Below are 16,681 nucleotides of genomic sequence, written 5' to 3'. Positions count from 1 at the left end.
TTAAATGGTTTTCTCTATTTGATATTTGTTTCGTTCCGGGGCATTACGTGAAATCAGCTCTCCGAGGAATCCTGCCACGAATAGTTGTGTGCCGATAATCATGGAGGTCAACGAGAGGTAGAAGTAGGGAGAGTCCGTCACAAGGCGGTAGGGCATGCCATGGTGCATGTAGTACAACTTGCTGACACCCACTATGACCACGGCTATGAAGCCGAAGATGAACATCAGCGAACCCAGCAATCCGAAAAAGTGCATGGGCTTGATGCCGAACCGGGAAAGGAACCAAAGGGAAAGCAAGTCCAGATACCCGTTTACAAATCGGTTCAGCCCGAACTTGGTCTTTCCGTATTTGCGTGCCTGGTGGTGCACCACTTTCTCGCCGATTTTCTTGAAGCCGGCGTTCTTGGCCAGGTAGGGGATGTAGCGGTGCATTTCGCCGTATACCTCTATATTCTTGACAACCTCTTTGCGATATGCCTTCAGTCCGCAATTAAAGTCGTGCAGGTTTTTGATGCCCGATACTTTGCGGGCGGTGGCATTGAACAATTTGGTGGGGAGGGTCTTCGACAACGGGTCGTAACGTTTCTGCTTCCAGCCCGATACGAGGTCGTAGCCCTCCTGGGTAATCATGCGGTAGAGTTCGGGTATTTCGTCGGGACTGTCCTGCAGGTCGGCGTCCATGGTTATCACGACGTCGCCTTGTGCTTGTTCGAAACCACAGAACAATGCCGGCGACTTCCCGTAGTTTCGGCGGAACTTAATGCCCCGTACCTTGTCCGGAGCTTGTGCCTGCAATTGCTCGATAACCTGCCACGAACGGTCGGTACTTCCGTCGTTAACGAAAATCACTTCGTATGAAAAGCCGTTGGCATTCATCACCCGCTCAATCCATGCGAACAATTCGGGGAGTGATTCTTCTTCATTATATAGTGGTACGACAACTGAAATATCCATTGATGTATGATTTTTCTATTTTACAATTGAAATAACATTTCTTTTTGCTGTTCCGTCACTCTGCCGGAGCGTCGTCTTTCTTGCGTCTCATCACGAACAAGGCGGTGGGGAAAGCCAGTATCGAACCCCAAAACACATTGGACGATATCATCTGTAGCGTAATGTCGATAGGGCTGAGCAGTCGGGCTGTTTCCAGAGCTTCCTGATAGGTGGCGATGTACGAATCCATTCCCGGCATGTTGCTTTGGGCAAGCGTGTCTACCATCGTTTCGCACGTGTTTATCACATATCCGTGGTCTATGAATCTGAAGTAGATGTAGTGTGCCACGGCGGCAAGCAGCGCGGCAAACATATACATGAAAACGGTGAATACCCATGCATGCAGGAAGCTGATGCCGCCTCCGCATACCTGATTACGATACATCCGTGCATAATAATATCCCATAAAAGGTACGCATAGCGTGAGTCCCATGAAAAGGAAAAGTAAAAAAGGAACCGACAGCCCCACAGGAAAGAGTATGAACTTCAATATCCAAAAACCTCCCATATAGGTACCGAACAGCATTGCGTATCGTTGCATGTAACCTCTATTTTCTGCCATCTTTCTTAGAAATAATGTGCAAAGGTACAAATATAGTTGGATTCAAGGGCAAGCCGATGTGTAGATTTTAAATAAATTAGAGGATTCTTTGCGGGGCAAAAAGAAAAAAGCAGGTAACACTTTCGTATCATCTGCTTTTCTTTCGAGCCTCTTGTCGGATTCGAACCAACGACCCCGAGATTACAAATCACGTGCTCTGGCCAACTGAGCTAAAGAGGCGGGTGGGTAAGCTTGCTATATCGCGCCGCTACAACCAACTACCTTTGCTGCGATCAAGCCCTGGAGGATTCGAAGGGAGCTGGCCGTATAGGACTTACCCGTTTTCGTTTTGCGGTTGCAAAGGTAGGCATTATTTTGAAATCTGCAATAGCTTGCGGCGATTTTTTTATTTGTTTTTTTAGATTCTCTATTCTATCCCTCTTCACGGCTCCTTATACAGATACTTTGGAGGGGAGGTACGGATTCTTTCCGGCATTACGATGGACAAATATTCCTTTTACTAAAAAGTATTCGTCCGATATGTGTAACCTTATCGTCCGACAGTTGTTGAATTATCGTCCGACAGCTGTCGGACGATAATTCAACAACTGTCGGACGAATACTTCTTAGTATACCGGAATCTAAAGTATAGTAATGCAAAAGATTGCCATTCGAGAAGAAAATAATAGTCGGGGACGAAAAAACTGATAGGCTATTGTGCGCTACCTTGAAAATAAACATTATTTTTGTACAACTAACTATATAGTCATTATACGCATGAACAAACACATATTGTCATTTTACCTTTTTTTCTGCCTTTTTCTTTTTCTCCCTTTGGTCGAAGCAATTGCCGGTTGGAATAGCTTTATCGTCAATTTTGATAAAAGTGTTTATGGCAAGGGGACCCAGACTTGGCAGATAGCACCCTATGATGACAAGTGGGTATATTTCGCCAACAAGAACGGTATGGTGCAATTTGATGGCAATGTCTGGAATGTGTTTCCATTGAACAATGCTTCCGATGTGCGTTCCGTTCTGGCTTCTGCCACCCAAAAAAGAATTTATGTGGGGGGCATCAATGAGTTCGGCTATTATGAACCGGATGCGGACGGTTCTTTGGCCTATCATTGCATGTCCGATACTTTGGAGAGTTCCGTTCGTTTTCTTGGAAACGTGTGGGGCATCCATGAGACTGACAATATCTTGTATTTCCAAGGAGACGGGTGCGTGGTGAAGTACCTGAACGGAAAATATACCGCCATTGAAATGAATGCCAAGATAGACTGTTCCAATATGGTCAATGGTATTCTTTATATCGGTACGGACAGGGGCGTATGGCTTTTGGTTGGAAACACTTTTTTTCCTCTTCAGGGTGCTGATGCGTTGGCTTCCAAACGTATTCGTGGCATTATACCTTATAAGAAAGGTGTTCTGGTGGTGACTGCATACAACGGACTTTACTATTGTGACGGGCGTACGATGGAACCGTTTATCACCGGTGCCGAAGAGTTTATGCGTGAGAATGAAGTCTTTTGCGTGGCCAAAAAGGATGATAAGATTGCCTTGGGAACCATTCATAAAGGATTGGTACTGGTGGATTGCAGCACCATGCAACTAAAATATTTCAATGAGAACAACGGCTTGCGTAACAATACGGTGCTTTCTGTCTCCTTCGATACGACCGGAAACCTCTGGGCCGGTCTGGATAGCGGCATTGACTACGTCTGTCTGAGTTCTCCTTTTACGAATCTCTATTCCTATCCCTATTCCTACGGCACGGGATATACGGCGGCTGTAGAAGGCGGCTATCTTTATTTAGGTACCAATCGGGGTTTGTATTACACCTCTTATCCGGTACAGATGAACGGTGATTTGCCGGATATCCGTCCGATGCCCCAATCCAGCGGACAGGTCTGGAACCTTTGCCGTATAGGTGATGAACTCTTCTGTCTGCACGACCGTGGTATTTTCCTTATCAATGGCACTTCCGTAAAACGCGTGACGGATATTGCCGGCGCCTGGTGTTGCCAACTTGTGGCAGGACGTACGGACCTTATGTATGTCGGGGTATATAACGGTATTTATTTGGTTGGGAAAAAGAATGGAGAATGGCAGGTGGTTGGCAAGATTGAGGGTATGAACGATTCTTGCCGTCTTTTTGAGCAGGAAAGCGATAAGGTGATTTGGGTGTACAATACAGATCATGTTACCCGTGTGGATTTGGATAATGATTTGACAAAAGCTGTCCGTATAAAGGAATATAGCGCGAAGGATGGTTTTCCGGTAGGACGTGATATGTATATAGCGAAGATAGAAGACCGGGTGTATTTTGCCACTCCCCGGGGAATCTATAAGCATAATCCTCATAAAGATGTCATGGAGCCTTGTCCGGATATGAACAACCTTTTGAATGGCACCGCGGCCTATTCGCGTATCTTGGAGTATCACGATAAGTTGATTAGTTTGAGCCCTCACGAAATCTGTATTGCCAATCTGGGTACCTATAAGCGGGGGGCGAATACAAGCATTAACCCTATCCAGCAATCGTTGATAGAGCTGGTTCCCGGTTTTGAGACTATTATTCCTCTTTCGGATTCGCTGATGGTGGTTCCTAATGAAGGAGGGTTTGCCTTGTTCAGTATTCCGGCCATAAGAGAGCGTCAGGATCGTAGCCATTCCTTGTATATAAGGAATATGTATTTGTCTTACCCCAAAGATTCATTGGCGTATACTGCCAACTTTTTAGGAGAGAAGCCGGTTCCGGTGATAGCTTATTCCATGAATTCTGTTCGTTTTGACTATGCTCTTTCTTTCTTTGCGGTAGGAGACGATATCCGCTTTCAGTATCGCTTGAATAAGGGGAGTTGGTCCGACTTTACCACGGTACGTACCAAAGAGTATAGCAACCTGTCGGAAGGCGAATATACGTTTGAAGTCAAGGCGGTCTTTCCTGACGGTACAACATCATTGGATACAATTGCCTTTCGTATACTTCCACCGTGGTATCGCAGTGCTGCCGCATATGTTTGTTATATTGTCTTGGCTTTGTTCGCCTTGTGGTATGTTTATCGTTGGGATGATGTCCGTGTGAAGCGGAAAAAACAGCAGGCGGTGGTCGAAAAGGACAAAGAGTTGCACGATATGGAAAGGGAGTACGAAGAGGAGAAGGCTCGTCAGGAAAAGCAGATTATGCAGTTGGAGAAAGAAAAACTGGAATACGATTTGCAGCATAAGAGTCAGGAAATGGCCAATCTGATGATAAATTTTGTCCGCAAGAATGAAATGCTGACCGAAATCAAGTCGGAGATACTTAAAGTATCCGCACTGCTGAAAGGTGAGGGAGCCCGTGAAGGGAAACAACAACTTATACTTATCAATAATAAAATAGACGGTAATATACAGAGTGATGAAGTCTTGAAGCGTATTGAAGACCAGTTTGACTTGATACATAACAATTTCATGAAACGTCTTCATACCAAGCATCCGGAGCTTTCTCACAACGAACGTATGATGTGCGCTTATTTGAAGATGAACCTTTCCACCAAAGAAATAGCACCTCTGCTGAACATTTCAGTCCGTGGAGTTGAAACAATCCGTTACCGTCTCCGCAAAAAGTTCGCTTTAGAGAGAGAGGATAGTTTGACGGATTATCTAAGCAATAAACTGTAGCCTTTAGATATTAACTTCCTTTAGAAATAGGAAGCGTATGAGAGGGAGGAATGTTAAATTCCTCCCTCTTGTGCTATATAACATATTGTGACGTAATGGTTAAAAGTATATATTATTGATTGATTATTAATGATTTGTTTTCTTATGACGTATTAATAACGTATTCTGAAATTTGATTTGACGTATTAAAGAATGGTTGTTCCTTATTCGTTTTACCTACTTTTATCTATGTTTGCATTGTTCGATTGAGAACAAAAATGAGAAACGTTAATCTTAATTTAGTAAAACTTATGAAAAAGTTATTATCAGTTTTATTTCTGTTAAGCTTTACCTTGGCTTCTGTATATGCCCAAAATATACAGGTAAAAGGTACAGTGGTCAGTGGTACGGACAATGAACCGCTGCCCGGAGTAAATGTGGTAGTTAAAGGTACTACCAATGGTGGAATTACTGACCTGGATGGCAATTTCACATTGTCGGCTCCTGCCGATGCAACGCTTTCCTTTACTTATATAGGATTTAAGCCACAAGAAGTGGCTATAAATGGAAGAACTTCTCTTAAAGTAGCATTGATAGAGGATGCAGAGGCGTTGGACGAAGTGGTGGTTGTAGGTTACGGTGTTCAGAAAAAAAGTGTAGTGACAGCGGCTATCAGCAAAGTAAATGCGGATGAATTGAACCTGATGAAGCCTTCCCGTGTGGAAGATGCTTTGAAAGGTAAAGTTTCCGGCGTACAGATTACACAGTCTTCCGGTCAGCCTAATTCTGATTCTAAGGTTCGTATTCGTGGTATCGGTTCTGTAAATGGTTCCGACCCCTTGTACATTGTCGATGGTATGCCGGTGGGCGGTGGTATCAACTATTTGAACCCGACGGATATTGCTTCTATTGAAATCCTGAAAGATGCTGCTTCGGCTGCTATTTATGGTGCCCGTGCAGCCAACGGTGTGGTTTTGGTGACTACCAAGGCGGGCAGCAAGGGAAAAACGACTGTAAACTATGATTTCAGTTATGGTTGGCAGAATCCTTGGAAGAAGAAAGCTGTTTTGAATGCCAAGGAATATATGACAATCATGAATGAAATGCAGATTAATGATGGCAATGCTCCTCGTTATTCTGCAGAAGAAATTGCCAATAATACGATTGATACAGACTGGCAGGATGAAGTCTTTAATTATGATGCACCAGTTCAGCAACATCAGTTGAGCATTAATGGCGGTAATGATAAAATGACTTATTTCCTTTCTTTGGGCTATTTCAATCAGGAAGGTATCGTTGGTGGTAATTATGGACGTTCCAATTATGAACGTTTGTCTGTTCGTAGTAATTCTACTTATAAAGTGTTTGAAGTAGAGAATCGAAAGTTCTTGAATGCAGTCACGGTAGGAGTAAACTTGGGCTATACTCGTGATCATTCTACCGGTATTGAAACAAACTCTGAGTATGGTTCTATTCTTGGTAGTGCTATTGCGTTCTCACCGTTGGTTCCGGTGTATGCTTCTGAACAAGAAGGTGCCGCAATCCTGGCCGAGCATCCTAATGCTATCGTAAAGGATGGTAAAGTGCTTTCTTTGCCTCCTTCCGGTTTCCAGGAATTGACAAATCCGGTGGCACAGCTGAACAGACCGACATTGGGACGTAACAATTCCGATAAAATTGTAGGTACGTTCTATGCTGAATTGAATATCTTGCCTGGTTTGAAGTTCCGTTCCAGTTATGGTGTGGACTTGGCTTTCTGGGGATATGATGGCTATGGTTATGCTGATTATCTGGGTACAATGACACATACGGATGCCAGCTGGGTTCAAAGCGAGATGAATCGCGGTATGCGTTGGCAAACTGAAAATTATTTCTCTTATAACCAGACTTTTGCAGAAAGGCATAATCTTTCTGTAGTGTTGGGGCAATCGGCAGCTCGTTATCGTTCACGCAATATTGGCGGTAAGGACTTCGATTTGTTTGACTTGAATCCTATTCATGCCAATTTTGGCTCTGCTACAGCTGCCGAGACAGAATCTGTTTTGTGGGGTGGAATCGGTGATGCAACCCATACTTCCATTGCTTCCTATTTCGGTCGTCTCGACTATAACTTTGCAGAACGTTACATGGTGCAGTTCACGGTTCGCCGCGATGGCTCTTCACATTTTGGTGCCAATAATAAGTGGGGCGTATTCCCTTCGTTCTCTTTGGGTTGGAATGTCTGGAATGAACCTTATCTGGAAAAAATCAAACCGAGCTGGTTTGACGTATTAAAATTCCGTTTCTCATGGGGACAGAATGGTAACGAGTCTATCGGAGATTTCCGTTATCTTGCCTTGATGAATGGTGGTCAGAATTATTACTTTGGCGGCAGTTACAAGCCCAACCTGAATGATTATACAAAACCTGGTGAAAATGGTGGCTCCATGATTTACGGTACTTCTCCCGCAGCAGCCGCCAATCCTGATATTAAGTGGGAAACTTCCACTCAAACTGACCTTGGTGTGGATATGCGTTTCTTTAACCAACGTTTGAGTTTCACATTTGACTATTATTATAAGAAGACAACAGATATGCTGGCCGAAATGCCTGTGCCTACTTATATCGGACAAAGCAAACCTTGGGGTAATCTCGGTTCTATGGAAAACTGGGGACTTGAGTTTGAACTTGGCTGGAAAGATAGCATTGAAGATTTCTCTTATTGGTTCAACACCAACTGGTCTTATTCCCAAAACAAACTCTTGGACTTGGGCAACGCTTCCGGTGAACAGAATTATGAAAGCGCAGGTGCTTCCGGTGTAGGTGACTATGTACATGCCAAGAATGGCGAGGTCTGGCCTTATTTTTATGGACGTAAGACTAACGGCATCTTCCAGAATTGGGATGAAGTGAACAATTACGTAAATGAGAAGGGTGAACTTTTGCAACCCAATGCTCAACCGGGCGATGTTCGTTTTGTAGATGTTACTAGTGATGGTGTAATCAATGACCAAGACCGTACCAAAATTGGTAAGGGTATGCCCGACTGGACTTTCGGTTTCTCTCTTGGTGCCGAGTGGAAAGGCTTCGATTTGAGTTTGTCTTTCCAAGGTACATTGGGCAACGACGTGTTTGACTTTGCGCAACGCGGTGACATCCCGGCCATGAACCGTCCTTCTTGGATTTTGGATCGTTGGGTAGGTGAAGGTACTTCTAACCGTATTCCTCGTATGACTTCTGCCAACCCCAACGGTAACTGGACTTCTTCAGACCTTTACATTCACGATGGTTCTTACCTTCGCTTGAAGAATGCACAGCTTGGTTATACACTGCCGGCCACTCTTACTCGCAAGATTTCCATTCAACGTTTGCGTTTCTATGTAGGTGCAGAGAATCTGATAACCATTACTGGTTACGAAGGATTTGATCCGGAACTGGCGTCCGGTGGTTATACGACATTGGGTGTTGATAAGGGTATCTATCCGCAATCCCGTACCATTACTCTGGGTGCTAACATCACATTCTAAACTTTAAAATCAATCAGACAATGAATAAATTTAAATTTTATACAGTGGCAGCCGTTTTGGCATCAAGCATGGCTTTGTCCTCTTGCGGCGATAGTTTCTTGAATTCGGACCCTGCTTCAAAAGGTGCTGCTGGAGCAGCGGGCGACCCCATGAATATTAACTCCGGTTTGGCTGCAGCCTACCAGATTCTTTTACTTGATTCGTATGCAGGTGGTTCTTATGAGTCTTCTGTTTATATCGGTGACATCCAGAGTGATGACTTGTGGAAAGGTGGTGGTGATGCTCAAGATGGCATGGCTGGCATGAACTTGAATGTGGCAATGTTTTCCACGACAGGAAATAGTACGCTGAATGGGACTTGGAATATCTATACTTCCGGGATTACGCGCGTAAATAGTGCATTGGGGCTTTGTGCCACCGCTGTAACCGCCAATCCGGCAGAGCTGAAACTCATTGCACAGTATCGTGGTGAAGGGCATTTCTTGCGTGCTTATTTCCTTTATATGTTGTGGAGAAGTTTTGGATCAGTTCCATTTCAAGAAACATTGTATGAGCCTCCTTACGTTGGACCACAGTTGAGTCCGGATGAGATATATGCCCAGATTATCAAGGATGTCGATGCTTCTATAGCCAGCTTTAAGGATGCTAAGTCGAAGTATTCTACCAATGATGGTGTGAACAACGGACGCGCAAGCCTTGCTGCTGCTCTGATGCTGAAAGCACGTACAGTAATGTATCAGAAAGATAAGGCTAAATATACGGAAGCTGCTGAAGGGTTGGCTGAGATTATTGCCAGTGGAGAGTTTGTATTGACTCCTAAATTTGCTGATATTTGGGTGGATGAAGGTGAATTCAACAAGGAGTCCATTTTTGAGGCAAACCATATTGGTGAAGGAAAAACTTGGGGAAATTCATGGGCTACAGGTGGTACTAATCTTCCCGCATACGTTTCACCGAGTACCTTAAGCGATCCTACCAATACTTATGAAGACGGTTGGGGATTCGGCCCGGTACGTACGGAAGCTTATCAGATGTTTGCCGAAGGCGATACTCGTCGTGACGTTTCTATTCGCGATTATCGTGGCAACGGTACAGGTGGCAACATCGGCGACAAAGTGGAAATCGCATCCGGTGGTACTTATGTTATCCGTTTTCAGGATACGGGTTTCTGGTTAGGTAAATATGCAGCTCGCAAAGGCTACCACAAGCCAACGGGCGACATAGCCTTGAACTACTGCAACAACGTGCGTATTTTCCGTTATGCGGAAACTTTGCTGGCATACGCTGAACTGGTTGGTGTGGAAGGTGTTGCTGAACAGAAAGGTATTTCTGCGCAACAGTGCTTGGATATGGTTCGCGATCGTGCTTTTGGAGATGATAGCCATCGTGTTGCTCTCAGCAGACAGAGCATAATCGACGAAAACCATTATGAATTTGTGGGTGAAGGACATCGTTACTACGATGTGATTCGTTGGGGTATCACAGACGTGTTGACTGTAGCTAATGTGCCGGGGGTAAATGCACCGCGTACTTGGCAGGCTCACAATAAATATGTGGCTATTCCTCAGGGCGATATTGACGCAACTAAGGGTACTGAGTTTGAACTGAAACAAAATGATGGTTATTAATTAAGTAAGAAAATAGTATGAAAAAGAATTTATTATATGGCTTTTTTGCATTGAGCATGGCTATTGTCGGGTTGGCTTCTTGTGACCCCGTTGACAGTGATGACCATTCTTTGGGTGCAGAACCGCAAGAAAATCAGTTGGCATTTTCTGCTACTCCCACCGCTGGCAAAGCAAACATTGTAGAGTTTAAAAACGAATCAACAGTTGAAGGTGTCGTTTTGTGGGATTTAGGTAATGGAGGCACGGCAAAAGGGGAAAGTGTGAAAGCACAATATCCTTTCAAGGGTGAGTATACTGTGGCTATGACTCTGTATACAACCGGTGGCTCAGCTACTATCAGCAAGGTAATTTCTATTGCAGATGATGATATGGCTTTGCTCGACACCCCTATGTATAATGCTTTGACTGGTGGTGCTGCGAATCTTGGAGGAAAAACATGGGTGTTTGACCAATATCACGATGGACATTTTGGTGTGGGACCAGCGAAAGGTGGTGGAGATTATGACGGTACTCCCAAATGGTGGTCTTGTCCTGCCAATGGAAAACTGGAAAGTAGTCTTTACACACAAGAGTTTACATTTGTGCAAGTAGGTGTCAAGATGATATGGAAAAACAATGGCAAAATCTATACGAACGAAGCGGGTAAGAATGACTTGGGTGGGGCTGCCACCGTTCCGGGTGCCGGTGACTTTGATGTAGAATATACTCCTAAAGAAAGCTATACTTATACTTTGGACGAAATCAACAATACGTTGACATTGAGTGACGGTGCATTTATGGGACATTATACCGGTTCGTCTACTTATTTTATTCGTAGTCTGACGGAAGATGAACTTTATTTGGAAGTTGTGAGCAATGTCGAATCTGGTAATGGCTGGTGGTATCGTTTTGTTCCTAAAGAAAAAAATGTGAAGCCGGAAGTAGCTGTGAAGGCAGTGAAGTTGAGCGAAGACTTTGAAGCAGATAAACTGTCCGTTGATTTTGCCCGTGAAGATATGGGCGAATTGGATTTTATCTATTCGAATCCGGCACCTGTTCCGGTAAATACTTCAAAAAAGGTTTATCTGTATGAAAAGAGTATCGGTTTCTATTCCAATATCTCATATACGGCACCTGATTATAAGTTTGATTTGACAAAGGCAAACAAAGTTCGTATGAAAGTTTTTGTGCCTTCGTACAATGATTATACGACAGTTGCCGATGTAGCCGGTGATTGGATTGCTGTCAACCAGTTGCAGAAACAAGTTGCTGTCAAATTGCAGAACAGTGCTGCCGGTGGAAGTGCATGGGAGACTCAAACTGAAATAGTAAAAACAAATCTGACTACAGATCAATGGATTGAACTTGAATTTGATTTCAGTGAAGTGAAAGATCGTAAGGATTACGATAAGATTGTAATTCAGTTTGGTGCAGAAGGACATGCTGCTCCGGGTATCTTCTTTTTTGATGATTTCTATTTTGGAGAATAATACTGGTTTCTGAATGATAGTAGAGGCGGTTACCCTCTGGGCAACCGCCTTTTTAATCCTTTTTATCGATGAAAACAATGATTGGCCTTTGGATAGTGACCTTGATACCATTGATGGGATGTGGTAGTGATGGGCAGGCTGCAAATAATCCCCTCGTAGATAATATAATAGAAGTATCTCCTGCTGATTTGCAGTTTGCTGCTGCCGGAGAAGAAAAAACGATAAGAATAAAGGCTGCTGCTGCATGGGCGTTGAAAGATGATGGGCAGACATGGTATTCATTATCGGCAAATTCCGGATATGTCGGCGAATCCGTAGTGAAGATAACTGCTTTGAAAAATAGCGAAGAAAAGGAACGTTCGGCTATCCTTTCTTTTACTTCTGGAACAAATTATAAGCAAGAGTATCTGTTGAAACAAAGCAAAGGTGCAATAGAAAACTATGTTCCTGAAGGGTATTCATTGGTATGGCAGGATGAATTCAATGAAGGCACTACACTGGGTGACGACTGGACTCACGAAGTCCAGAAATCCGGTTGGGTGAACAATGAACTGCAGAACTACGTGAACGGAGAGGTATACGGAAAGCGTGTGACGGAACTTGCTGACGGTAAGCTGAACATCAACTGCTTCAAAGGCAGCGACGGTAAGATTTATTCCGGTCGTGTGTATGCCAAGGTGAATACCGGTTGGAAGTATGGTTATTTTGAGGCGCGTATTCTCTTGCCGAAAGGCAAAGGTACTTGGCCTGCTTTCTGGATGATGCCGGTAGGGAACGACTGGAATACCAACCCTTGGCCCATGTGTGGCGAGATAGACATCATGGAGGAAGTGGGCGTAGTACCCAACGAAGTCTCTTCGTCTATCCATACGCAAGACTATAATCATACTAAAGGTACGCAGAAGACACACGCCATGACCATAGACCGGGCAGAAGGAGAATATCATGTCTACGCCTTGGAGTGGACGGAAGATGCCATCACTACCTACGTGGATGGCAAGGTACAGTTGGCGGTCACCAAGCAACAACTGGGTTCCGGGCATAATCAGTGGCCGTTCCATTATGCTTTCTATCCCATTCTGAACCTGGCATGGGGAGGTGACTGGGGTGGAATGAACGGTGTGGACGAGTCTGCCCTGCCGGTGACGATGAAGGTGGACTATGTACGCGTGTTTCAGAAAAAATGAAATTATTTAATTAATAGAATTAGAATATGAAGAGTAAATACCTTTTTTTGATATTAATAGTTTTATCTTTTTTCTTTTCTTGTAGTCAAGAGGATGAGCTGGTAATACCAGAGAAACCTTTTGAAAATTCTGCGCTGGAATTGGAACAAGCTAAATTGGCTATTTATGCTATGGGGTTTGATTCTGCCTTTGTGACAGAATGGGATAATTATTATATCGTTGAGGAAGACATATTGATATGTAAAGATAGTCTCAATATTGTTTCAACGAGACAATATAGAACTAATAATTACGTAGACAATTTACAGTCGCTAACAATAGGCGTTGATAATACAATTGCTCAAAGCACAAATTGGAGGGAAGCTGTAAAGGAAGTTGTTAGGCTATATAATGATTATACTGGTCTTACTATCAGCTATAGTGAATATAATCCAGATGTGAAGATTACTAAAAAGAACATTTCAGGAACGGATGTATGTGCAATGGGCGTTTTTCCTTCATCTTCAAAAAAGCCTGGAAAAGAAATCTTTATTAATAGTAGTTTTTATACTAATATAGATACTTATTTGACTTTGAAGCAAAAGATATTCTTATTGATGCATGAATTAGGGCATAATCTTGGATTGCGGCACACAGATTGCTTTATGAAGGGTGAAGGAAATGGTTCTTATGGAATGGTTAAGATTCCTAATACTCCTGAGATAGATCAAGTCTCTTATATGAATTCAAATACTTGTGGCTTAAACTGGAATGGTATGCCCTTTTATGATGCGGTTGCCTTGAAGGAACTATGGCCTATTAGGTGTACTCTTTCATTCTATGGTAATAAAAATTCTGCATCTTTCTATAAAGGGGATAGCGTGCAATTGTCTTGGTATCATATACCTGATGTGATTCCAGATAGTAAACAATTTGGGGGCTGGTACTATGACTACGGATTGACGGATGAATGTAGGTATGGAACGTATATAAAGGATGATACAATGCTATATCCTAAATGGCGTAGCGGTAATGGCTATGTAAGTGTAACTGAATTTTCTTCAGATCATCCAAATGGTAATCAATACATGACAATAGAGCAGAATACGATTGTAACAGTGACTTGTACTGTTAAAAGAGCATTTAATGAGTGGATTGATATATACAGACATCCAAAGGAAACAGGAGGTGTTATTACATCCTATGGTCATTGGCCATTTGTTACTGTTCAATTTTGGATGGAAGAATATATGGTAGGGCCTTTGACTACTGATGTAGTTACTCATACTTGGAAAGTCTTTCTACCAGCAGGAACGTATATTTATGATGCTTATTTTTCCAAAAGTTTAGGAACTCAGAATGATGGACCGTATGAAAAGCATGGAACAACACGAGTTGATATATCATATTATAATTAAAAACATGTGAAGTAAGAATGCTGAAATTTATTATTGCTTATTTATTATTGCTTTCCTTTACATCTTGTACCCGAGTGCAGAACGGAAAAGGTGATGCCGCCATCGAGCAGAAAATAGAAGCTCTGTTGTCCCGTATGACACTGGAAGAAAAGATTGGGCAGATGAACCAGATTTCTTCTTATGGCAATATAGAGGACATGAGCGGACTGATAAAGAAAGGTGAGGTCGGGTCTATTCTGAATGAGGTGGACCCGGTGCGCGTCAATGCCTTGCAGCGCGTGGCTATGGAGGAGTCCCGCTTGGGCATTCCCTTGCTGATGGCGCGTGATGTCATTCATGGCTTCAAGACCATATTCCCTATCCCTCTGGGGCAGGCGGCCTCTTTTAATCCTCAGGTGGCCGAGGACGGTGCACGGGTGGCGGCTGTCGAAGCTTCTGCTGTGGGTATTCGCTGGACATTCGCACCGATGATAGATGTGGCGCGCGATCCCCGTTGGGGTCGTATGGCCGAGGGATGTGGAGAAGATACATACCTCACTTCGGTGATGGGGGCTGCCATGGTAAAAGGCTTTCAGGGGGATTCTTTGAATAATCCGACCTCTATTGCAGCATGTCCCAAACATTTTGTAGGGTATGGGGCGGCAGAAGGAGGACGCGACTATAACTCAACTTTTATTCCGGAGCGTCGCCTGCGCAATGTCTATCTTCCTCCATTCGAGGCTGCTGCCAAGGCTGGGGCGGCCACTTTCATGACTTCGTTCAATGACAATGACGGAGTGCCGTCTACCGGGAACACTTTTATTCTGAAAGACGTGCTTCGCGGTGAATGGGGATTTGATGGAGTGGTGGTTTCAGACTGGGCTTCGGTAGCCGAAATGATAGCGCATGGCTTTGCGCCCGATTCCAAAGAGGCAGCGATGAAAGCAGTGAATGCCGGTGTGGATATGGAGATGGTCAGCTATACGTTTGTCAAGGAACTGCCGGAGTTGATAAAAGAAGGAAAAGTCAAGGAATCTGCCATAGATGATGCAGTGCGGAATATTCTGCGCATCAAGTACCGCTTGGGGTTGTTTGATAACCCTTATGTAGATGAGAAACGTATAGAGGAACTTTATGCTCCTGCTCATCTGGAGGCTGCCAAGCAAGCTGCTGTGGAATCGGCCATCTTGCTGAAGAACGAAAAGGAGACATTGCCTCTGCAATCTTCGGTAAAGACAGTTGCCGTGGTAGGCCCGATGGCGAATGCGCCATACGACCAATTGGGTACCTGGGTATTTGATGGCGACAAGACAAAGACTGTGACACCGCTGACTGCCATCAAGGAATTGGTGGGAGACAAAGTACAAGTGATATACGAACCGGGCCTGACTTATAGCCGTGACAAGAATATGGCCGGCGTGGCCAAAGCTGCCGCCGCCGCAGTACGTGCTGATGTCATTCTGGCATTTGTGGGTGAGGAAGCCATTCTTTCCGGAGAGGCGCATTGCCTGGCCGACCTGAACTTGCAGGGTGCACAAAGCGAGCTGGTTGCAGCTTTGGCAAAAACGGGCAAACCGGTGGTTACCGTTGTAATGGCAGGACGTCCGCTGACTATAGGAAAAGAAGTCGAACTCTCGTCTGCCGTGCTTTATTCGTTCCATCCCGGAACGATGGGAGGACCGGCATTGGCCGACCTGCTGTGGGGCAAGGCAGTGCCAAGCGGCAAGACTCCGGTGACTTTCCCGAAGATGGTAGGACAAATACCGGTTTATTATGCTCATAACAATTCCGGACGTCCGGCTACGCGGAATGAGGTTTTGCTGAATGACATTCCGTTGGAAGCGGGGCAGACTTCGTTGGGATGTACTTCTTTCTATATGGATGCAGGTTTCGATCCGCTGTATCCGTTTGGCTACGGTCTGTCGTATACGACGTTCAAATATGATAATGTGAAACTCTCGTCTGCCAATCTGAAGAAGGAAGATGTGCTGACTGTGACTTTCGACCTTGAGAATACCGGAAAGTATGAAGGTACCGAGGTAGCCCAGCTTTACGTGCAGGACAAGTTTGCTTCGGTGACCCGTCCGGTGAAAGAGCTGAAACGCTTTGCTCGCGTCACATTGAAGCCGGGTGAGAAGAAAAATGTATCGTTTGAACTTCCGATAAGTGAACTTGCTTTCTGGAATATAGATATGGTGAAGACGGTGGAAGCCGGAGACTTTGCTCTTTGGGTGGCACCGGATAGCCAAAGTGGAGAAGAAGTTTTCTTTAAGGTAGTAGATTGATTGTTGATTTAAGGTTAAAAAGAGAAGGGGCGGACCGTGACGGTTCGC

9 protein-coding genes and 1 tRNA gene are annotated in these 16,681 nt (G+C 44.2%); 7 read left to right on the top strand and 3 right to left on the bottom strand.

Annotated elements, in window-relative coordinates; all coding sequences use genetic code 11:
* The 3 genes from DWZ03_RS18450 to DWZ03_RS18440 all read right to left on the bottom strand — a co-directional run bounded on the left by DWZ03_RS18450 (window position 1) and on the right by DWZ03_RS18440 (window position 1,774).
* Complete coding sequence (locus DWZ03_RS18450; RefSeq protein ID WP_016273343.1) at window positions 1–954, bottom strand: glycosyltransferase family 2 protein; 954 nt, start codon at window positions 952–954, stop codon at window positions 1–3.
* Window positions 955–1,009: 55 nt separating this feature from the next.
* Complete coding sequence (locus tag DWZ03_RS18445) at window positions 1,010–1,555, bottom strand: DUF4199 domain-containing protein (RefSeq protein WP_005835919.1); 546 nt, start codon at window positions 1,553–1,555, stop codon at window positions 1,010–1,012.
* Window positions 1,556–1,700: 145 nt separating this feature from the next.
* Window positions 1,701–1,774 (bottom strand) — tRNA-Thr (locus DWZ03_RS18440).
* A 537-nt stretch (window positions 1,775–2,311) separates the two neighbouring features.
* On the opposite strand from DWZ03_RS18440, the gene DWZ03_RS18430 reads away from it, so the two are divergent.
* The 7 genes from DWZ03_RS18430 (at window position 2,312) to DWZ03_RS18400 (ending at window position 16,633) form a co-directional block, all read left to right on the top strand.
* Window positions 2,312–5,203, top strand: a complete 2,892-nt coding sequence (locus tag DWZ03_RS18430; protein WP_120130517.1) for a triple tyrosine motif-containing protein — start codon at window positions 2,312–2,314, stop codon at window positions 5,201–5,203.
* A gap of 290 nt (window positions 5,204–5,493) precedes the next feature.
* Window positions 5,494–8,688, top strand: a complete 3,195-nt coding sequence (locus tag DWZ03_RS18425) for a SusC/RagA family TonB-linked outer membrane protein (protein ID WP_016273345.1) — start codon at window positions 5,494–5,496, stop codon at window positions 8,686–8,688.
* A gap of 20 nt (window positions 8,689–8,708) precedes the next feature.
* Window positions 8,709–10,316: a RagB/SusD family nutrient uptake outer membrane protein gene (locus DWZ03_RS18420; RefSeq protein ID WP_016273346.1), complete on the top strand. Its 1,608-nt coding sequence runs from the start codon at window positions 8,709–8,711 to the stop codon at window positions 10,314–10,316.
* A gap of 17 nt (window positions 10,317–10,333) precedes the next feature.
* Window positions 10,334–11,785 (top strand): PKD domain-containing protein, encoded by a 1,452-nt coding sequence (locus DWZ03_RS18415; protein WP_057281779.1) that lies wholly within the window; start codon window positions 10,334–10,336, stop codon window positions 11,783–11,785.
* A gap of 68 nt (window positions 11,786–11,853) precedes the next feature.
* A complete protein-coding gene (locus DWZ03_RS18410; protein ID WP_016273349.1) occupies window positions 11,854–12,972 on the top strand; it encodes a family 16 glycosylhydrolase in 1,119 nt (372 codons plus the stop codon).
* Between the two features lie 26 nt (window positions 12,973–12,998).
* Window positions 12,999–14,369 carry a M57 family metalloprotease gene (locus tag DWZ03_RS18405; protein WP_016273350.1) on the top strand — a complete coding sequence of 457 codons (1,371 nt, stop codon included), beginning with the start codon at window positions 12,999–13,001 and terminating at the stop codon, window positions 14,367–14,369.
* A 17-nt stretch (window positions 14,370–14,386) separates the two neighbouring features.
* Window positions 14,387–16,633 carry a glycoside hydrolase family 3 N-terminal domain-containing protein gene (locus tag DWZ03_RS18400; RefSeq protein ID WP_120130511.1) on the top strand — a complete coding sequence of 749 codons (2,247 nt, stop codon included), beginning with the start codon at window positions 14,387–14,389 and terminating at the stop codon, window positions 16,631–16,633.
* The last annotated feature ends 48 nt before the right edge of the window (window positions 16,634–16,681 follow it).

Origin of the sequence: Bacteroides sp. AF29-11 (assembly GCF_003602895.1) — a bacterium.
GTDB lineage: Bacteria > Bacteroidota > Bacteroidia > Bacteroidales > Bacteroidaceae > Bacteroides > Bacteroides uniformis.
This window is presented reverse-complemented; position numbering and strand designations above follow the sequence as displayed.